Raw genomic sequence first — 18,356 nt, 5'->3', positions numbered from 1 at the left:
ATGAGTATGTTGCGCGCGATGCAAAACAACCGATCCAGGGAACCGCTCACGCTCGCCCAGCGCGCGATCTGTGTGGCTGCGCTCTCCACGCTACTGGCCGCCTGTGCGACGCGGCTCGACAACGCGCCTGTCGTCGATCGCTCCGGCTCGCTCGGCACGACCGGCGCCGCGCAGCCCGCGGTGCCGCTCGGCCCGCCGCCGCCGGGCTTCTACCGCGTGAAACCGGGCGACACGCTGTACCGGATTGCGCTCGAGAACGGGCAGAACTATCGCGACATCGCGTCGTGGAACAACCTGGCGAACCCGAACCAGATCGAAGTCGACCAGTTGCTGCGCGTGGCGCCGCCGGGCGGTGCCGCCGTTGCGGGCGCACCGGCCACCGCGCCGATCGCGGGTGCGGCCGTGGCGACCGCGCCGCTGAGCAGCGGTCCGGCCACGCCGGCCGCCGGCACGTCGTCCACGCTCGCGACGCCGCCGGCCGCGGCGACCGGATCCAGCGATACGGCGGCGGCCCCGAGCGGCCCCGTGACGTTCGCGTGGCCCGCGCGCGGCCCCGTGCTGAACGGGTTCGACGACGCGAAGAACAAGGGTGTCAATATCGGCGGGTCCGCCGGCGAGGCCGTGAAGGCGGCAGCGGACGGCCGCGTCGTTTACTCCGGCAATGGCCTGCGTGGTTACGGCAACCTCATTATCATCAAACACGATGCAACTTACCTCACGGCGTATGCACACAATCGCGCTTTGATGGTAAAAGAGGGGGACGCGGTAACGAAGGGGCAGAAGATCGCCGAGATGGGTAACAGCGACGCCGACCGCGTGATGCTGCATTTCGAGGTTCGCCGGCAGGGTAAGCCTGTCGATCCGCTGAAGTATTTGCCGCCTCAATAACCGAGACGACCATGCCGAAATCGAAGCGCCACGAGCCGCAAGCCGAATCTGAGAAGATCAGTCGTGCCACGCAAGCATCGGTGGGGCGAGCTGGTGCTTCGACGGACGACGAGGACGATATCGCGGACAACGAGCGCGATATCGAGGCACGCGACGCCGAGGTGGACGGCGGCGACGACGAGCGCGAAGGCCGCCCGGAAGCATCGCCCGATGTCGACGATTTCCGCACGCTGCTGCAGGCCGAGCTCACGGCCGACACGATCCAGCATTACCTGAACCGAATCAGCGTGAAGCCGCTGCTGACCGTCGAGGAAGAGCAGCGCTATTCCCGCCTGGCGAAGGCCGGCGAATTCGAGGCGCGGCAGGTGATGATCGAGCGCAACCTGCGTCTCGTCGTCAGTATCGCGAAGGGGTATCTGAACCGCGGCGTCCCGCTGCTCGACCTGATCGAGGAAGGCAACCTCGGCCTCATGCACGCGATCGAGAAGTTCGACCCGACGCGCGGGTTCCGTTTCTCGACCTATGCGACGTGGTGGATCCGGCAGAGCATCGAACGGGCGATCATGAACCAGGCCCGCACGGTGCGCCTGCCCGTGCACGTGATCCGCGAGCTGAACCAGGTGCTGCGCGCGAAGCGCCACCTCGAAAAGAATTCGATGTCGACGGGCGAGGCGGCCGAGCGCCGCGAAGCCAGCATCGACGACATCGCCTATCTCACCGGCAAGACCGCCGAGGAAGTCACCGACATCCTCGCGCTCAACGAGCATACGGCGTCGCTCGACGCGCCGCTCGACCTCGATCCCGCGAGCAGCCTGCTCGACCTGTTGCCCGACGACCAGAGCCAGTCGCCCGATGCCGAGGTGCAGCACCGCGAGCTCGAGACGCTGACGCGCGCATGGCTGTCGCGTCTGTCGGACAAGCATCGGCACGTGATCGAACGCCGCTTCGGCCTGAACCACATCGAACCGGCGACGCTCGAGGAGCTCGCCGACGAGATGGGGCTGACGCGCGAGCGCGTGCGGCAGATCCAGCAGGAAGCGCTGGTGCGCCTCAAGCGGTTCTTTGCCTCCAACGGCGTGCGCAAGGACGCCGTTCTGTAACCGATGACTCCGATTCTTGTTTTTGACATCGAGACGATTCCCGATGTCGACGGCATTCGCCGTCTGGAAGACCTCCCTGCAACGCTCGACGATGCCGCGGTGGCCGAACATGCATTCGCCGCGCGCCGCGAGAAGACCGGCAGCGATTTCCTGCCGCATCACCTGCAGCGGATCGCCGCGATCTCGTGCGTGTTCCGCGACAACAACGGTTTTCGCGTGCGCTCGCTCGGCACGCCGCAGGACAACGAAGCGACGCTGATCCAGTCGTTCTACCGCGTGATCGAGAAATACACGCCGCAGCTCGTGTCGTGGAACGGCGGTGGCTTCGACCTGCCGGTGCTCCATTATCGCGCGCTCGTGCACGGTATCCCCGCGACCCGCTACTGGGATCTCGGCGAGGACGACCGCGAATTCAAGTGGAACAACTACATCTCGCGCTATCACACGCGGCATACCGACCTGATGGACGTGCTCGCGATGTATCAGGCGCGCGCGAACGCGCCGCTCGACGCGCTGGCGAAGCTGTGCGGCTTTCCGGGCAAGCTCGGGATGGACGGCAGCCAGGTGTGGCCGGCGTTCCGCGATGGCCGGATCGACGAAATCCGCAACTATTGCGAAACCGACGTCGTCAACACCTATCTGCTGTACTGCCGGTTCCAGTTGATGCGCGGCGGCCTGACACCGAGCGAGTATGCGGACGAGATCCTGATCGTGAAGAATGCGCTCGCGCTCGAGCCGGCGCCGCACTGGGTCGAGTACCTGGCCGGCTTCGACGCGTAGCGCGGGCGGCCGGCGCCGCAATCGGCGCGGTCAGGCCAGCTCGAGCAGCACGGGCTGATGGTCGGACGCGCGCACGTCGCCTTCGATCTCGCAATACACGACGCGCGGCAGCAGCGTCTCGGTCACGAATACGAAGTCGCACGCGAGCGGCCCTTCCGGCCATTGCGCCGTATCGTGGACGCCGGCCGTCGGTGGCGGCGCGCGGCCCGGGTGTCGCGCGACCCAAGCGTCGACGAAGCGCGGCGCGTCCGCGATCGGGGCCAGGAAGCGCCGGTACGCGTCGCTGTCGAATGCGCTGTTGAAGTCGCCGCAGACGATCGCATCGCACGGCTGGCCGGTCGCGCTGAACGGTCCCTCGGCAGTCTCGGCCGGCGCCGGGTGTTTCGCGTGCGCGCAGGCCTCGCGATGCCGGCCGCGCAACGCATCGACCTGTGCGAGCCGCTGGCGCGCCGAATAATATTCCAGATGGGTCGTCACCACGCGCAGCGCGCCGAAGGGCGCCTGCAGTTCGACGTCGAGCGCGACGCGCGGCATCGAGGGCGCGCCGGCGTCGGCCGGCCACGGCAGCCACTGGCGCAGCACGCGCCCGACCGGCAGCCGCGTCGCGATCGCATTGCCGAACTGGCGGCGCGATGCGCCCGGTTCGATTGCCGGCAGGTCGGCGCCGATCGCTTCGATGATCGTGTAGCCGGGCAGCCGCGCCGCGAGTTCGGCGAACTGGTCGGGGCCCGGCTGCCCGGGCAGTGCGCCGAAGCCGCGCGTGACCTCCTGCAGGCACAGCACGTCGAAATCGCCGAGCCGCCGGATCGTCGAGACGGTGCGGGAAAGGTCGACGACGCCGTCCGCGTCCCGACCCCATTGGATGTTCCAGTCGATCAGTCGCATGGTCGAATCTCCTGCCGGTTGGGCGTCGGGCGTCAGGGCCGCGCCCTCGCGCGTTCCAGTGTCTTGCGCGCCCGTGGGCCGTGGGCTGTCAGCCGGCTGCGCGAGTTTCGGCGCCATGCAGGGCCGTCCCTGATCGAGTATCGACGGTCGCGCCATCCAAAGCGGGCGGTACGGGCCTTCGTCGTCTACAATCTCGCCTTCTTCAACGTTTGTCAGGAAAAGCTGGTGTCCGAAGCCGTCCCCACTTCTGCGCGCAAATCGAAAAATGCGCCCGTCGCGCCCGGGCCCGCCCCGGTTCTCGAGATCGAATCGCTCGACATGGAAGCGCGCGGTGTCGGCCGCACGATCACCGAGGACGGCGAGCCGGGCAAGGTCATCTTCGTCGAGGGCGCGTTGCCGGGCGAACGCGTGACCTATTCGAGCTACCGCCGCAAGCCGAGCTACGAGCAGGCGACGGTTGTCGATATTCTGCGCCCGAGCGTGATGCGCACGCAGCCGAAATGCAAGTTCTTCGGTACCTGCGGCGGCTGCTCGATGCAGCATCTCGACATGCGTGCGCAGGTGGCGGTCAAGCAGCGCGTGCTCGAGGACAACCTGTGGCACCTGGCGAAGCTGCGCGCGGAAACGATGTTCGCGCCGATCCACGGCCCGTCGTGGGGCTATCGCTACCGTGCGCGGCTGACCGTGCGCAACGTGGCGAAGAAGGGCGGCGTGCTGGTCGGGTTCCACGAGAAGAAGAGCAGCTACGTTGCCGACATGACGAGCTGCGAAGTGCTGCCGCCGCACGTGTCGGCGATGCTGGTGCCGCTGCGCCGGCTCGTCGAGGGGCTGTCGATCCGCGATCGGATGCCGCAGATCGAGCTGGCGGTCGGTTCGCAAGTCACGGCGCTCGTGCTGCGCGTGCTGGAGCCGATCAATGCTGACGACGAAGCGCTGCTGCGCGCGTTCGCGGACGAGCACAAGGTGCAGTTCTGGCTGCAGCCGAAGGGCCCGGACACGGTGACGCCGTTCTATCCGCTCGACGTGCCGCTCGACTACACGCTGCCGGAATTCGGGATCCGCATGCCGTTCAAGCCGACCGACTTCACGCAGGTCAATCATCAGATCAACCGTGTGCTGGTGGGGCGTGCGCTGCGCCTGCTGGCGCCGTCGCGCGACGACCGCGTGCTCGACCTGTTCTGCGGCATCGGCAACTTCACGCTGCCGCTCGCGCGGCTGTCGCGCGAAGTGATGGGCATCGAGGGCAGCGACACGCTGACGACGCGCGCGCTCGCGAATGCACGCGAAAACGGTGTCGACGGCCACACGACGTTCGCGTGCCGGAACCTGTTCGAGGTGACGGGCGACGACCTCCGCGCGCTTGGCGCCTTCGACAAGTTCCTGATCGACCCGCCGCGCGAAGGCGCGCTCGCGGTGTCGAAGGCGCTGGCCGAGATCGCGCAGAGCGGCGCAGGCCCGCTGCCGAAGCGCATCGTCTACGTGTCGTGCAACCCGTCGACGCTTGCACGCGACGCGGGCCTGCTGGTGCACGAGGCCGGTTACCGGCTGAAGGGCGCCGGTGTCGTCAACATGTTCCCGAATACGTCGCACGTCGAATCGATCGCGCTGTTCGAGCGCGACTGAGCCGGGCGGCGGACGTAAAAAAACCGGCCCGAAGGCCGGTTTTTTCATGGAGCCCCGCGAACGTCAGTTGCGGTTGCCGCCGAAGATGCCGAGCAGGGCGAGCAGGTTCGTGAACACGTTGTACAGGTCGAGGTAGATCGCGAGCGTGGCCGAGATGTAGTTCGTCTCGCCGCCGTTCACGACGCGCTGGACGTCGAACAGCATGTATGCGGAGAAGATCGCGATCGCGAGCACCGACACGGTGAGCATCAGCGCCGGCAGTTGCAGGAAGATGTTCGCGACCGACGCGAGCAGGATCACGATCACGCCCATGAACAGCCACTTGCCGAGGCCCGAGAAATCGCGCTTGCTGACGGTGGCGATCGTCGCCATCGCGGCGAAGATGATGCCGGTGCCGCCGAACGCGAGCATGATCAGCGACGGGCCGTTCGAGAAGCCGAGGATGAAGCTCAGCAGCCGCGACAGCATCAGGCCCATGAAGAACGTGAAGCCGAGCAGCACGAACACGCCGGCCGCGCTGTTTTTCGTCCGCTCGATCGCGAACATGAAGCCGAACGCGATCGCGAAGAACGCGAGCAGGCTCATCATCGGGCTCGTGGCGGCGAACAGCGAGAAGCCCGTCGCGACGCCGACCCAGGCGCCTAGCACGGTCGGCACCATCGACAGCGCGAGCAGCCAGTACGTGTTCCGCAGCACGCGGTTGCGCACCTCGGCGGTGCTGACGGAACCGCCGCGGCCGAAATTGTACGGATAGTCGTTCATGGTTTCTCCTAACATTGAACGCGTGAGCGTCCGGGGCCGGTTCGGCGCACGCGGTGTGCGGCGCAGCAAACCGGAGCAGCTATGGCTAAGATACGTTCCGTGCCGGGAGGTTTCAATGGCCGTGCGGCAGAAAACATATGGATTCGGAACCTTTCACGTGTGTAAGGGTTCAATCGCAATGATACACGGGATCGTGCTACAATAGCGGATTCATTTGAACCTGTAACTTCTTAATTTTTTGGAGTTTTTATGGCAATCGAGCGCACCCTGTCGATCATCAAGCCGGATGCGGTGGCAAAGAACGTGATCGGCCAGATCTACAGCCGTTTCGAAGGCGCCGGCCTGAAGATCGTCGCATCGCGCATGGCACACCTGTCGCGTGCTGACGCAGAGAAGTTCTACGCGGTTCACGCAGCGCGTCCGTTCTTCAAGGACCTCGTCGATTTCATGATCTCGGGCCCGGTGATGATCCAGGTTCTGGAAGGCGAAGGCGCGATCCTGAAGAACCGCGACCTGATGGGCGCGACGGATCCGAAGAAGGCGGAAAAGGGCACGATCCGCGCCGATTTCGCCGACAGCATCGACGCGAACGCCGTTCACGGCTCGGACGCTGCGGAAACGGCAGCGGTCGAAATCGCGTTCTTCTTCCCGGAAATGAACGTTTACTCGCGTTAAGCCCTGGCTGACAGCAAGTAGGCAGGATTCAGCGTACGCGGCAAGGCAGCACATCATGACGAGCGAAACTTCCGTCAATCTTCTCGACTTCGATGCCGAGGGTCTTGTCGCGTACTGCGGCAGCCTGGGCGAGAAGCCGTTCCGCGCCAAGCAGTTGCAGCGCTGGATCCACCAGTACAACGCCGGCGATTTCGACGGCATGACCGATCTCGCGAAGTCCCTGAGAGAAAAGCTCAAGGGCCGCGCGTCGATCGTGATGCCCGAGATCGCCAGCGATCACGTTTCCACCGACGGCACGCGCAAGTGGCTGATCGACGTCGGAAACGGCAATGCGGTCGAAACCGTGTTCATCCCGGAAGAGACGCGCGGCACGCTGTGCGTGTCGTCGCAGGCCGGATGCGCGGTCAACTGCCGCTTCTGTTCGACGGGCAAGCAGGGCTTTTCCCGCAACCTGTCGACAGCCGAAATCATCGGCCAGCTCCGCATGGCCGAATTTGCATTGCGAGCGTCGCTGGGCCGCGCGCCTGGCCCGAACGGCAAGGCCGAACGGGTCGTCACCAACGTGGTGATGATGGGCATGGGCGAGCCGCTCCTGAATTACAGCGCGGTCGTTCCCGCGATGCGGCTGATGCTCGACGACAACGCGTACGGCCTGTCGCGCCGCCGCGTGACGCTGTCCACGTCCGGCGTGGTGCCGATGATGGATCGCCTCGGCGCCGAGTTGCCGGTCGCGCTGGCCGTTTCGCTGCACGCGCCGAACGATGCGCTGCGCGACGAGCTGGTGCCGCTCAACAAGAAGTATCCGCTTCGCGAGCTGATGGCTGCATGCCAGCGCTATCTGAAAGTCGCGCCGCGTGACTTCATTACATTCGAATACTGCATGCTGGACGGCGTCAACGACACCGAAGCGCATGCGCGCGAACTGCTGGCCGTCACGCGCGACGTGCCGTGCAAGTTCAATCTGATCCCGTTCAATCCGTTTCCGGAATCGGGCCTCATCCGCTCGAAGCCGGAGCAGATCAAGCGCTTCGCGCAGGTCCTCATCGACGCGGGTGTCGTCACGACCGTGCGCAAGACGCGCGGCGACGACATCGATGCCGCGTGCGGCCAGCTGGCCGGCGCGGTGAAGGACCGCACGCGCCTGGCGGAGCGAACGGGTGCAGCAGGAAAAATCATCGAAGTTCGGGCAGTTTGACGGGGGCACCTGGCCGGGGACGCCCGAACCCTTTGGCGGTGCAACACGCGAATAGCGATCGGTCGCGGCGCCTCGGCGCCGCGCATGGTATGGACAGTTGCGGGTGTCGGCCGGCAGGGCCGGCGGCGCCCGCCAGTGAAGAAGAATCGACGCGAGGACAAGGATGAGTGAGCCGCAGCCGACTAACGGCGCAGAGACGAATGCCGCGAAACCGGCACCGGCGGGACTGGAATCGCTGGCGGCGGTCGGCAGCCGGCTGGCGCAGCTTCGGGAGACGAAGGGCTGGTCGGTCGACGACGTATCGGCGCGACTCAAGGTCGCACCGCAGAAGCTCCGGGCGCTCGAGGCCGGCGACATCAGCCATCTGCCCGGTGTGACGTTCGCGCTCGGTGTCGTGCGCAGCTACGCGAAGATGCTCGGCGTCGATCCGGAGCCGTTCGCGCAGGCGTTGCGCCGTGAGCGCGGGGTGCCGGAAGTCGACCTGTCGATGCCCGCGTCGTCGGGGACGGATCTGCCGCGCGGCCGCGTGTCGATTCCGCTGGGCGGCTCGTCGCGTCATCATCCGTGGCTGTGGGGAACGGCGATCGTCGTCGTCGCGGTGGTCGCCGTACTGATGTGGCACACTGGCGGCGATTCGTCGGGCCTGCTCGCGCGCCTGAAGGGCAATGACGCGGAGCATGCGTCGGCGGCGAGCGCCTCGGCTGCCTCGCCGGCGGCTGCCGAAGAGGCGGCCGCGAGCGGCGCGTCGACCGTCTCCGCCAACGACGTTCCGGCCCCGGCGGCGGCATCCGCGGCGCCGGCGCAGGCAGTGGCATCCGCTGTCCCGGCGCCCGTGGCGACGGCCGCGGCATCGCAGCCGGTCGTGGTCGCGGCGGCGGCGGCGAGCGCCGCCGTGCCGGTCCAGCCGGCGAGCGTCGCGGTCGCGGCAGGCCAGTCGATGATCGAACTGAAGGTCAAGCAGGATTGCTGGTTCAGCGTGCGCGACAAGAACGGCAAGGAGCTGTTCTCGGCGCTGGTGCGGGCCGGCGAGACGAAGCAGGTCGCCGGCGACGGGCCGTTCAAGGTCACGATCGGCAACAAGGCGGGCCTCGACACAGTCGCGTTCGACGGAAAACCTGTCGATCCGGCAAAATATTCGGCAGCGCGGGGTAATGTGGCACGGTTCACGTTGCCCTGACGTCAAGCGCCGTGGCGAAGGCCTGTCGTCGATCTCGGCAGGCCGTGAGGGCACGGCGCTTTTTCAATTCATGCGCCGTGTCGCGGCGCATTCCGCGTAAATGGATCTATCGATGCAATCCGAAGCTCAATCCCCACGCAGCAGTCAGATTTGTTCAACCGAGCCGGTGTTCGGCGGGCATCAGCCGCGCCGCGTATCGCATGCGGTGGATGTCCGCTGGGGCGGGCAGCTCGTGACGATCGGCGGCGACGCGCCGGTGCGCGTGCAGTCGATGACGAATACCGACACGGCCGACGCGATCGGCACGGCGATCCAGATCAAGGAACTCGCGAACGCGGGCTCCGAACTGGTGCGCATCACGGTCAACACGCCCGAGGCCGCGGCCGCCGTGCCGGCGATCCGCGAGCAGCTCGACCGGATGGGCGTGACCGTGCCGCTCGTCGGCGATTTTCACTACAACGGCCATCTGCTGCTGCGCGACTACCCGGGCTGCGCGGAGGCGTTGTCGAAGTACCGGATCAACCCCGGCAACGTCGGCCAGGGTGCGAAGCGCGATACGCAGTTCGCACAGATGATCGAGGCCGCGGCCAAGTACGACAAGCCGGTGCGGATCGGCGTGAACTGGGGCAGCCTCGACCAGGATCTGCTCGCGCGCATGATGGACGAGAACGGCGCGCGTTCGCAGCCGTGGGACGCGCAGAGCGTGATGTACGAGGCACTGATCCAGTCGGCGATCGGCTCGGCCGAACGGGCGGTCGAACTCGGCCTCGGCCGCGACCGCATCGTGCTGTCGTGCAAGGTCAGCGGCGTGCAGGACCTGATCGCCGTGTACCGCGAGCTCGGCCGCCGCTGCGGCTTTGCGCTGCACCTTGGGCTGACCGAGGCCGGCATGGGCTCGAAGGGCATCGTCGCGTCGACGGCCGCGCTCGGCGTGCTGCTCCAGGAAGGGATCGGCGACACGATCCGCATCTCGCTGACGCCGGAGCCGGGCGCGTCGCGCACGGGTGAAGTGATCGTCGGCCAGGAAATCCTGCAGACGATGGGTCTGCGCTCGTTCGCGCCGATGGTGATCGCGTGTCCGGGCTGCGGCCGCACGACGAGCACGCTGTTCCAGGAACTCGCGATGCAGATCCAGACCTACCTGCGCGAGCAGATGCCGGTCTGGCGCAAGGCGTATCCGGGCGTCGAGAAGATGAACGTCGCGGTGATGGGCTGCATCGTCAACGGTCCGGGCGAATCGAAGCACGCGAACATCGGCATCAGCCTGCCGGGTTCGGGCGAGAACCCGGCCGCGCCCGTCTTCATCGACGGCGAGAAGGTCAAGACGCTGCGCGGCGAGCGGATCGCCGAGGAATTCCAGCAGATCGTCAGCGACTACGTCGCACGCAATTACGGCCGCACCGAGGCCCTGAACTAATTCGTCCACACACACGAACGATGACTGAACAGAAACGCAAGATCGAGAAGCTCACCGGCGTCAAGGGCATGAACGACATCCTTCCGCAGGATGCCGGCCTGTGGGAGTTCTTCGAAGCAACCGTGAAATCGCTGCTGCGCGCATACGGCTACCAGAACATCCGCACGCCGATCGTCGAACACACGCAGCTCTTCACGCGCGGCATCGGCGAAGTCACCGACATCGTCGAGAAGGAGATGTACAGCTTCACCGACGCGCTGAACGGCGAGAACCTGACGCTGCGCCCGGAAAACACCGCGGCCGTCGTGCGCGCGTCGATCGAGCACAACATGCTGTACGACGGCCCGAAGCGCCTGTGGTACATCGGCCCGATGTTCCGTCACGAGCGTCCGCAGCGCGGCCGCTACCGCCAGTTCCATCAGGTCGGCGTCGAGGCGCTCGGCTTCGCGGGTCCCGATGCGGATGCCGAGATCATCATGATGTGCCAGCGCCTGTGGGACGACCTCGGCCTGACCGGCATCAAGCTCGAGATCAACTCGCTCGGCCTGGCCGAAGAGCGCGCCGCGCACCGCGTCGAACTGATCAAGTACCTCGAACGGTTCGCCGACGTGCTCGACGAGGACGCGAAGCGCCGTCTGTATACGAACCCGCTGCGCGTGCTCGACACGAAGAATCCCGCGCTGCAGGAGATCGCGCAGAACGCGCCGAAGCTGATCGACTTCCTTGGCGAGGCATCGCGCGCGCACTTCGAAGGGCTGCAGCGCCTGCTGCTCGCGAACAACATTCCGTTCAAGATCAACCCGCGTCTCGTGCGCGGCCTCGATTACTACAACCTGACCGTGTTCGAGTGGGTGACCGACAAGCTCGGCGCGCAGGGCACGGTCGCGGCCGGCGGCCGCTACGATCCGCTGATCGAGCAGCTCGGCGGCAAGCCGACCGCCGCGTGCGGCTGGGCGATGGGCATCGAGCGGATTCTCGAGCTGCTGAAGGAAGAGGATCTCGCGCCCGAGCAGGAAGGCGTCGACGTGTACGTCGTGCACCAGGGCGAGACCGCGCGCGAACAGGCGTTCATCGCGGCCGAGCGCCTGCGCGATACGGGCCTCGACGTGATCTTCCACTGCAGCGCCGACGGCGCGACGGCAAGCTTCAAGTCGCAGATGAAGCGGGCCGACGCGAGCGGCGCCGCGTTCGCGGTGATCTTCGGCGAAGAAGAAGTCGCGAACGGCACGGTGGGCGTGAAAGCGCTGCGCGGTGCGGGCGCGGACGGGGAAAAGAACGTTCAGCAGACCGTACCGGTCGAAAGCTTGACCGAATTCCTAATCAATGCGATGGTTGCATCCGCCGAAGACGGCGACGACTGATCGCGCCGGCGTTCGCTCGACAAGAAAGGCCTGAACAGGAAGGAATCGCTCGCCGATGAGTTATCACGACGAACAAGAATCGATTGAAAGTCTCAAGGCGTGGTGGGCCCGCTGGGGCAACCTCACCACGTGGATCGTGCTCGCGGCGCTCGTCGTCGCGGCCGGTTTCAACGGCTGGAACTACTGGCAGCGCCGTCAGGCTGCCGAGGCGTCCGGGCTGTACGAGCAGGTCCAGAAGGCCGCCGCCGCGAACGACAAGGCGACGATGGCCCGCGCGGCCGCCGACATGGAAGACAAGTTCGGCAGCACGCCGTATGCACAGATGACGGCGCTCACGGCCGCGAAGACGCTGTACGCGGCCGGCGACGCGGCGGGCGCGAAGGCGCAGCTGCAATGGGCGGTCGATCACGCCAAGGACGACGAGTACAAGCAGATCGCGAAGCTGCGCCTCGCGTCGCTGCTGCTCGACGAAAAGGCGTACGACGCGGGCCTCACGCTGCTGTCGGGCACGCCGGTCGAAGCGTTCAAGGGCCTCGTGGCCGATCGCCGCGGCGATCTGCTGGCCGCGCAAGGCAAGACCGACGATGCGCGCGCCGCTTACAAGCTCGCGCTCGACGGCCTGTCGAAGGACGACCAGTCTGCGCGCCAGCTCGTGCAGTTCAAGCTGGACGCGCTCGGCGGCTGAATCGCGGTCCCCTCAACCTCTTAACTTCTGCTTCGCTAACCGATGAATTTGCTGAAACGTTACGCTGTGCCCGTCGCCTGCGCGGCGGCTGTCCTCGCATTGGCGGCCTGCTCGTCGTCGAAGGACGCGCGCCGCGTGCCGACGCCGCTGACCGAGTTCAAGCCCGTCATGGACGTGCAACAGGTCTGGAAGGCAAGCGTCGGCAAGGGCGGGCGCTACCTGTTCTCGCCGGTGGCCGTGGGCGACGCCGTTTATGCGGCGGGCGAAAACGGTTCGGTCGAGAAGATCGATGCGAAGACGGGCCAGACCGTCTGGCGCGCGAAGGTTGGCTCGGACCTGTCGGCCGGGGTCGGCAGCGACGGCAACCTGACCGCGGTCGGCGCGCTGAAGGGCGGCGTGTTCGTGCTGGGTCCGGACGGCAAGCAACTGTGGAAGACCAGCGTGCAGGGCGAGATCTTCTCGCCGCCGCTCGTCGGCAACGGCCTCGTGATCGTCCGCACGATCGACGGCCAGGTGATCGCGTTCAACGCGCAGACGGGCGAGCAGAAGTGGAACTACCGCAACCGCGCGGTGCCGCTGAACCTGCGCGTGTCGGCCGGCATGACGTTCGCGGGCGACGCGGCGGTGCTGGCGGGCTTCCCGGGCGGCGGTCTCGTCGCGATCAACCTGCAGACGGGCGAGCCGTTCTGGCAGACCCCGGTGTCGTTCCCGAAGGGCGTGACCGAGGTCGAGCGCATCAACGACGTCAGCGGCCCGCCGACGCTCGTCGGCGCGGAAGCCTGCGCGGTGACGTTCCAGGGTCAGCTCGGCTGCTTCGACGCGAACTCGGGCCGCCCGCTGTGGGAAAAGCCGTTCTCGAGCCGCAGCGGTCTGGCGCAGGACGATTCGGTGGTCGCCGGCGGCGACGACTGGTCGGTCGTGACGGCGTACGACGCGGCGTCCGGCAACCAGCTGTGGCGCAACGACAAGCTGAAGAGCCGTGACGTCGGCGTGCCGTACCTGCTCGGGCACGCGGTCGTGATGGGCGACTACAAGGGCTTCGTGCACTTCCTGTCGCGCGAAGACGGCAGCTTCATCGCGCGGATGAAGACCGACGGCAGCGCGATTACGGCGGCGCCGGTCCTCGCGGGCAATACGCTCGTCGTGCAGACGAAGGACGGCGGCCTGTACGGATTCCGTCCGCGCTGATAAGCAGGAAACACGTGTGGCCGCGGCGCGGCGGGCTTGTCCCGCGCGCCCCGGCCGTGCAGCATGAAGGCGGCCGGTGCTCCCGGCCGCTCGGTATTTGAAAGGCAGTTCGAGACGAAAGACGACGGCGCGCAACGCGCGCCCGGCGCGCGCATCCGGCGCGGCGCGAATTCGTGATATTTTCATTCAGCGCAGCCGCCCGCAGCAGCGGGCCTCCCGCTGCTGCGCATCACCGTAGAAAACACAGATGAAACCGGTCATTGCCCTCGTTGGGCGCCCCAATGTGGGGAAATCCACGCTGTTCAACCGGCTCACGCGCTCGCGCGATGCGCTGGTCGCCGACCTGCCTGGCCTGACGCGCGATCGCCATTACGGCGAAGGGCGCGTCGGCGAACGGCCGTACCTGGTCGTCGATACGGGCGGCTTCGAACCCGTCGCGAAGGACGGCATCCTGCACGAGATGGCGCGCCAGACGCGGCAGGCCGTCGAGGAAGCCGACATCGTCGTGTTCATCGTCGACGGCCGCAACGGGCTGGCGCCGCAGGACAAGTCGATCGCCGACTACCTGCGCAAGACCGGCCGGCCGATCTTCCTCGTCGTCAACAAGGCCGAGGGGATGCGGTACACGGCGGTCGCGGCCGACTTCTACGAGCTCGGGCTCGGCGACCCGCGCGCGATCTCGGCCGCGCACGGCGACGGCGTGACCGACATGATCAACGAGGCGCTGGCGGTGGCTTACGCCGACCGTCCGGAGGAAGAGGACGAGAACGACCCGTCGCGCGGCATCAAGATCGCGATCGTCGGCCGTCCGAACGTCGGCAAGTCGACGCTCGTGAACGCGCTGATCGGCGAGGATCGCGTGATCGCGTTCGACATGCCGGGCACGACGCGCGATTCGATCTACGTCGACTTCGAGCGCAACGGCAAGAAATACACGCTGATCGACACGGCCGGCCTGCGCCGCCGCGGCAAGGTGTTCGAGGCGATCGAGAAGTTCTCGGTCGTGAAGACGCTGCAGTCGATCTCCGACGCGAACGTCGTCATTCTTCTGCTGGATGCGCAGCAGGACATTTCCGACCAGGACGCGCACATCGCCGGCTTCGTCGTCGAGCAGGGCCGTGCGCTCGTGATCGGCGTCAACAAGTGGGACGGCCTCGACGAGCACGCGCGCGACCGCGCGAAAGCGGATTTGACCCGCAAGCTGAAATTCCTCGATTTCGCGAAATCGCACTTCATTTCGGCCGCGAAGAAGACGGGCATCGGCGCGCTGATGCGCTCGGTCGACGACGCGTACGCGGCGGCGATGGCGAAGCTGCCGACGCCGAAGCTCACGCGCGCGCTGATCGAGGCCGTCGAATTCCAGCAGCCGCGCCGTCGCGGCCCGGTGCGTCCGAAGCTGCGCTACGCGCACCAGGGCGGCCAGAATCCGCCGCTGATCGTCATCCACGGCAACGCGCTCGACGCGGTCACGGAAACCTACAAGCGCTACCTCGAAAACCGGTTCCGCGAAACTTTCTCGCTGACCGGGACTCCATTGCGCATAGAGTTCCGTTCGTCGAACAACCCGTACGCGGACAAGGGCTGACGCACGCCTGTCATGCGTCCCGCAAGGGTAGGCCGTAAGGCCTGCGCGGCGGGCGGGGCAGGCAAAATCAGCTATAGTGTAGCGATTGGCGCCGGATCTCTTTTTCTTTCCCGCCAATCCAGATCAACCTGCAAAAAAAGATGGAGTACGCCATGAGCAACAAAGGGCAATTGTTACAAGACCCGTTTTTGAACGCACTGCGCAAAGAGCACGTTCCCGTTTCGATTTACCTCGTCAACGGCATCAAGCTGCAAGGGAACATTGAATCGTTCGACCAGTACGTCGTGTTGCTCCGTAATACGGTGACCCAGATGGTCTACAAGCACGCCATCTCGACGGTCGTGCCGGCGCGCCCGGTGAATTTCCACCCGGACGCGGAAGCCTCGTCCTAACCTATCGCAGCGGCCGGCATCCGGTCGCCGCGAGCGACCGATGCCAGCCGCCTTATCTTGACACCCGATAATTTGATCAACGCAGCGCTCGTCGGCATCGATTTCGGCAAGACCGATTTCGAAGCCAGTCTCGAAGAACTCAGTCTTCTCGCCTCCAGCGCGGGGGCCCGTCCCGCCGTCACCCTCACGGGTCGTCGCTCCAGTCCCGATGCCAAGATGTTCATCGGCAGCGGCAAAGCCGAAGAACTGCGGCTTGCCTGCGACGCGCACAATGTCGAAATCGTCATCTTCAATCACGCCCTGGCGCCGGCCCAGCAACGCAATCTGGAGCAGGCACTTAACAGGCGTGTGGTCGACCGCACCAGCCTCATCCTCGACATCTTCGCGCAGCGTGCCCGCAGCCATGAAGGCAAGCTGCAGGTCGAACTCGCGCAGCTTCAATACCTGTCGACGCGGCTCATTCGCGCGTGGACCCACCTTGAACGCCAGAAGGGCGGTATCGGCCTGCGCGGCCCCGGCGAAACGCAGCTCGAAACCGACCGCCGGCTGATCGGCGAGCGCATCAAGATGCTGAAGTCGCGGCTCGACCGGCTGCGCCGTCAGCACAGCACCCAGCGTCGGCAGCGCGCGCGCAGCGGCACGATGTCGGTATCGCTCGTCGGCTATACGAACGCGGGCAAGTCGACGCTGTTCAATGCGCTGACGAAAGCGCAGGCGTACGCGGCCGACCAGCTGTTCGCCACGCTCGACACGACGTCGCGGCGGGTGTACCTCGGCGACGAGGTCGGCCAGATCGTCGTGTCCGATACGGTCGGGTTCATCCGCGAGCTGCCTCACCAGCTCGTCGCGGCATTCCGCGCGACCCTCGAGGAAACGATCCACGCGGATCTGCTGCTGCACGTGGTCGATGCATCGAGCGCGGTCAGGCTCGAGCAGATCGAGCAGGTCAACGGCGTGCTGCACGAGATTGGCGCGGACACGATCCGGCAGGTGCTGGTGTTCAACAAGATCGACGCGGTGCCTGAGCTGGCGGCCCGCGGCGACGCGGTCGAGCGGGACGAATATGGTAATATTTCGCGCGTCTTTTTGAGCGCGCGCACCGGTCAGGGTCTTGATACGTTGCGTGCCGCCATCGCCGAAATCGCCTCCGCGGAACACCTTTCCAGCGCGACGTTACCCAGCGGCGCGCTCGACGGCGCACCCGCTGAACCACACGAAGACCACACGATTTCCGAACACGGGCGCTAACCGGCCTCGGCCGGTTCGCCGGCGTCTTATCTGGTGAACAAACTCTGGTGAACGAATACAACGAGCGGATTACCTGGCGGCGGATGCGTGCCTTGCTGTCGATCAACGATCCCCGCTGGGGACGCGGCGAAGGCAATGGCAAGGACGGATCCCGTCCGCGTTCGAATGAATCGAAGCGTCCGCAAGGCGGCGACGGCGATGGTCCGCCCGATCTCGACGAGATGTGGCGCAACTTCAACCGGCGCCTGAGCGGCCTGTTCGGCGGCAAGGGCGGCAACGGCCTGCGTCCCGACAACGGCCGGGCCGCGCGAGTCGGCGTCGGCATCGTGATCGGCGTGCTGGTCGCGGTTTACGCGGGCAGCGGGCTGTTCGTCGTGCAGGACGGCCAGACGGGCGTCGTGCTGCAGCTCGGCAAGCTGTCGGGCACGGTTGGCCAGGGCGTGCACTGGCGCCCGCCGTATCCGTTCGCGTCCCACGAGATCGTCGATACGTCGCAGGTCCGCTCGATCGAGATCGGCCGCAACAACGTCGTGCGTCTGGCGAACGTGAAGGAAGCGGCGATGCTGACGCGCGATGCCGACATCGTCGACGTGCGTTTCATCGTTCAGTACCGGATCCGTTCCGCCACCGATTACTTGTTCCGCAGCGTCGACCCCGAGCGCAGCGTCTCGCAGGCCGCGCAGGCCGCGGTGCGCGCGATCGTCGGCACGCGCAGCGCGGCCGACATGCTGAACCAGGACCGCGACGCGCTGCGCGAGCAGCTGTCCACCGCGATCCAGCGCGATCTCGACCGCTACCAGTCGGGGCTCGAGGTGACGGCCGTCACGATGCAGAGCGTCGCGGCGCCCGAGCAGACGCAGGCCGCCTACGCCGAAGTCGCGAAGGCACGCGACGAGCGCGAGGCCGCGAAGCGCGCCGCGCAGGCGTATGCAAGCGACCTGCTGCCGAAGGCGCAGGGCGACGCCGCGAAGCTCGTCGACGAAGCGAAGGCGTATGCCGATCGCGTGGTCACGCAAGCCGAGGGCGATGCCGACCGCTTCAAGCAGGTCTACGCGCAGTACTCGAAGGCGCCCGCGGTGATCCGCGAGCGGATGTACCTCGAGACGATGCAGGAAATCTATTCGAACGCGACGAAGGTGTTCGTCGGCAACAAGGGCGGCAACAGCGTCGTCTACCTGCCGCTCGACAAGCTCGTCGAGCAGGGGCGGCAGAACGCCGCGGCGTCGACCGGCGCATCCGCGCCCGATGCGGCGTCGGCACCGGCAGCCGTTGCGCCGGCCGCCGCCGTACCCGCGAGCGCCGCACCGGCGGCCGCGGCGTCGGGCGTCGACGTGCTGCGATCGCGCGAAGTGTTTCGCAGCCGGTCGCGCGAAGACGATACGAAGTAACGGGGAG

General features: G+C 66.4%; 17 protein-coding genes. 15 read left to right on the top strand and 2 right to left on the bottom strand.

The window, feature by feature from the left end; all coding sequences use genetic code 11:
• Genes WJ12_RS09145 through WJ12_RS09135 form a run of 3 tightly spaced genes read left to right on the top strand, consistent with a single transcriptional unit; the run spans position 1 to position 2,768 of the window.
• A complete protein-coding gene (locus WJ12_RS09145; protein ID WP_049028267.1) occupies positions 1-888 on the top strand; it encodes a peptidoglycan DD-metalloendopeptidase family protein in 888 nt (295 codons plus the stop codon).
• 11 nt (positions 889-899) lie between these two features.
• Complete coding sequence (gene rpoS / locus WJ12_RS09140) at positions 900-1,988, top strand: RNA polymerase sigma factor RpoS (RefSeq protein WP_034188643.1); 1,089 nt, start codon at positions 900-902, stop codon at positions 1,986-1,988.
• 3 nt (positions 1,989-1,991) lie between these two features.
• Positions 1,992-2,768, top strand: coding sequence for a 3'-5' exonuclease (locus tag WJ12_RS09135; protein ID WP_034188642.1), 777 nt, complete (start codon positions 1,992-1,994; stop codon positions 2,766-2,768).
• Between the two features lie 30 nt (positions 2,769-2,798).
• On the opposite strand, the gene WJ12_RS09130 is transcribed toward WJ12_RS09135, so the two are convergent.
• Positions 2,799-3,653 (bottom strand): endonuclease/exonuclease/phosphatase family protein, encoded by an 855-nt coding sequence (locus tag WJ12_RS09130; protein WP_059561610.1) that lies wholly within the window; start codon positions 3,651-3,653, stop codon positions 2,799-2,801.
• 318 nt (positions 3,654-3,971) lie between these two features.
• Here WJ12_RS09130 and rlmD point away from each other — a divergent pair, with 318 nt between their 5' ends.
• The gene (gene rlmD, locus WJ12_RS09125) at positions 3,972-5,276 is read left to right on the top strand and encodes a 23S rRNA (uracil(1939)-C(5))-methyltransferase RlmD (protein ID WP_233622711.1); all 1,305 of its coding nucleotides are present in this window, start codon (positions 3,972-3,974) and stop codon (positions 5,274-5,276) included.
• A gap of 63 nt (positions 5,277-5,339) precedes the next feature.
• Here the strand turns inward: rlmD and WJ12_RS09120 are convergent, their stop codons facing one another.
• Positions 5,340-6,038: a Bax inhibitor-1/YccA family protein gene (locus WJ12_RS09120; protein WP_006761414.1), complete on the bottom strand. Its 699-nt coding sequence runs from the start codon at positions 6,036-6,038 to the stop codon at positions 5,340-5,342.
• 249 nt (positions 6,039-6,287) lie between these two features.
• On the opposite strand from WJ12_RS09120, the gene ndk reads away from it, so the two are divergent.
• The 11 genes from ndk (at position 6,288) to hflK (ending at position 18,349) form a co-directional block, all read left to right on the top strand.
• Positions 6,288-6,713 (top strand): nucleoside-diphosphate kinase, encoded by a 426-nt coding sequence (ndk, locus tag WJ12_RS09115; RefSeq protein WP_006478674.1) that lies wholly within the window; start codon positions 6,288-6,290, stop codon positions 6,711-6,713.
• 55 nt (positions 6,714-6,768) lie between these two features.
• Positions 6,769-7,908, top strand: a complete 1,140-nt coding sequence (gene rlmN / locus WJ12_RS09110; protein WP_006484457.1) for a dual-specificity RNA methyltransferase RlmN — start codon at positions 6,769-6,771, stop codon at positions 7,906-7,908.
• A gap of 163 nt (positions 7,909-8,071) precedes the next feature.
• On the top strand, positions 8,072-9,085 hold the full coding sequence (locus WJ12_RS09105) for a helix-turn-helix domain-containing protein (protein ID WP_059561607.1): 1,014 nt from the start codon (positions 8,072-8,074) through the stop codon (positions 9,083-9,085).
• 112 nt (positions 9,086-9,197) lie between these two features.
• The gene (gene ispG / locus WJ12_RS09100) at positions 9,198-10,502 is read left to right on the top strand and encodes a flavodoxin-dependent (E)-4-hydroxy-3-methylbut-2-enyl-diphosphate synthase (RefSeq protein WP_034188974.1); all 1,305 of its coding nucleotides are present in this window, start codon (positions 9,198-9,200) and stop codon (positions 10,500-10,502) included.
• Between the two features lie 20 nt (positions 10,503-10,522).
• Complete coding sequence (gene hisS / locus WJ12_RS09095) at positions 10,523-11,863, top strand: histidine--tRNA ligase (RefSeq protein WP_034188638.1); 1,341 nt, start codon at positions 10,523-10,525, stop codon at positions 11,861-11,863.
• A 55-nt stretch (positions 11,864-11,918) separates the two neighbouring features.
• Positions 11,919-12,548 carry a tetratricopeptide repeat protein gene (locus tag WJ12_RS09090; RefSeq protein WP_049028713.1) on the top strand — a complete coding sequence of 210 codons (630 nt, stop codon included), beginning with the start codon at positions 11,919-11,921 and terminating at the stop codon, positions 12,546-12,548.
• A gap of 42 nt (positions 12,549-12,590) precedes the next feature.
• Positions 12,591-13,736 (top strand): outer membrane protein assembly factor BamB, encoded by a 1,146-nt coding sequence (gene bamB / locus WJ12_RS09085; protein WP_034188636.1) that lies wholly within the window; start codon positions 12,591-12,593, stop codon positions 13,734-13,736.
• Between the two features lie 247 nt (positions 13,737-13,983).
• Complete coding sequence (der, locus tag WJ12_RS09080; protein WP_049029189.1) at positions 13,984-15,321, top strand: ribosome biogenesis GTPase Der; 1,338 nt, start codon at positions 13,984-13,986, stop codon at positions 15,319-15,321.
• A gap of 152 nt (positions 15,322-15,473) precedes the next feature.
• The gene (hfq, locus tag WJ12_RS09075; protein ID WP_006399927.1) at positions 15,474-15,713 is read left to right on the top strand and encodes an RNA chaperone Hfq; all 240 of its coding nucleotides are present in this window, start codon (positions 15,474-15,476) and stop codon (positions 15,711-15,713) included.
• Between the two features lie 72 nt (positions 15,714-15,785).
• The gene (hflX, locus tag WJ12_RS09070; RefSeq protein WP_175029016.1) at positions 15,786-16,961 is read left to right on the top strand and encodes a GTPase HflX; all 1,176 of its coding nucleotides are present in this window, start codon (positions 15,786-15,788) and stop codon (positions 16,959-16,961) included.
• Between the two features lie 47 nt (positions 16,962-17,008).
• The gene (gene hflK / locus WJ12_RS09065) at positions 17,009-18,349 is read left to right on the top strand and encodes an FtsH protease activity modulator HflK (protein WP_059561603.1); all 1,341 of its coding nucleotides are present in this window, start codon (positions 17,009-17,011) and stop codon (positions 18,347-18,349) included.
• The last annotated feature ends 7 nt before the right edge of the window (positions 18,350-18,356 follow it).

It is taken from the genome of Burkholderia seminalis (assembly GCF_001718535.1).
In the GTDB taxonomy this organism is placed as follows: domain Bacteria; phylum Pseudomonadota; class Gammaproteobacteria; order Burkholderiales; family Burkholderiaceae; genus Burkholderia; species Burkholderia seminalis.
Note: the sequence above shows the minus strand (reverse complement) of the source record. Positions and strands in the feature narration are given on the sequence as shown.

What these genes read in the sequence shown, in the direction of transcription:
- WJ12_RS09145 (WP_049028267.1), top strand. Translation starts at nt 1, where the DNA reads ATGAGTATGTTGCGCGCGATGCAAAACAACCGATCCAGGGAACCGCTC.
- rpoS (WP_034188643.1), top strand. Translation starts at nt 900, where the DNA reads ATGCCGAAATCGAAGCGCCACGAGCCGCAAGCCGAATCTGAGAAGATC.
- WJ12_RS09135 (WP_034188642.1), top strand. Translation starts at nt 1,992, where the DNA reads ATGACTCCGATTCTTGTTTTTGACATCGAGACGATTCCCGATGTCGAC.
- WJ12_RS09130 (WP_059561610.1), bottom strand. Translation starts at nt 3,653, where the DNA reads ATGCGACTGATCGACTGGAACATCCAATGGGGTCGGGACGCGGACGGC.
- rlmD (WP_233622711.1), top strand. Translation starts at nt 3,972, where the DNA reads ATGGAAGCGCGCGGTGTCGGCCGCACGATCACCGAGGACGGCGAGCCG.
- WJ12_RS09120 (WP_006761414.1), bottom strand. Translation starts at nt 6,038, where the DNA reads ATGAACGACTATCCGTACAATTTCGGCCGCGGCGGTTCCGTCAGCACC.
- ndk (WP_006478674.1), top strand. Translation starts at nt 6,288, where the DNA reads ATGGCAATCGAGCGCACCCTGTCGATCATCAAGCCGGATGCGGTGGCA.
- rlmN (WP_006484457.1), top strand. Translation starts at nt 6,769, where the DNA reads ATGACGAGCGAAACTTCCGTCAATCTTCTCGACTTCGATGCCGAGGGT.
- WJ12_RS09105 (WP_059561607.1), top strand. Translation starts at nt 8,072, where the DNA reads ATGAGTGAGCCGCAGCCGACTAACGGCGCAGAGACGAATGCCGCGAAA.
- ispG (WP_034188974.1), top strand. Translation starts at nt 9,198, where the DNA reads ATGCAATCCGAAGCTCAATCCCCACGCAGCAGTCAGATTTGTTCAACC.
- hisS (WP_034188638.1), top strand. Translation starts at nt 10,523, where the DNA reads ATGACTGAACAGAAACGCAAGATCGAGAAGCTCACCGGCGTCAAGGGC.
- WJ12_RS09090 (WP_049028713.1), top strand. Translation starts at nt 11,919, where the DNA reads ATGAGTTATCACGACGAACAAGAATCGATTGAAAGTCTCAAGGCGTGG.
- bamB (WP_034188636.1), top strand. Translation starts at nt 12,591, where the DNA reads ATGAATTTGCTGAAACGTTACGCTGTGCCCGTCGCCTGCGCGGCGGCT.
- der (WP_049029189.1), top strand. Translation starts at nt 13,984, where the DNA reads ATGAAACCGGTCATTGCCCTCGTTGGGCGCCCCAATGTGGGGAAATCC.
- hfq (WP_006399927.1), top strand. Translation starts at nt 15,474, where the DNA reads ATGAGCAACAAAGGGCAATTGTTACAAGACCCGTTTTTGAACGCACTG.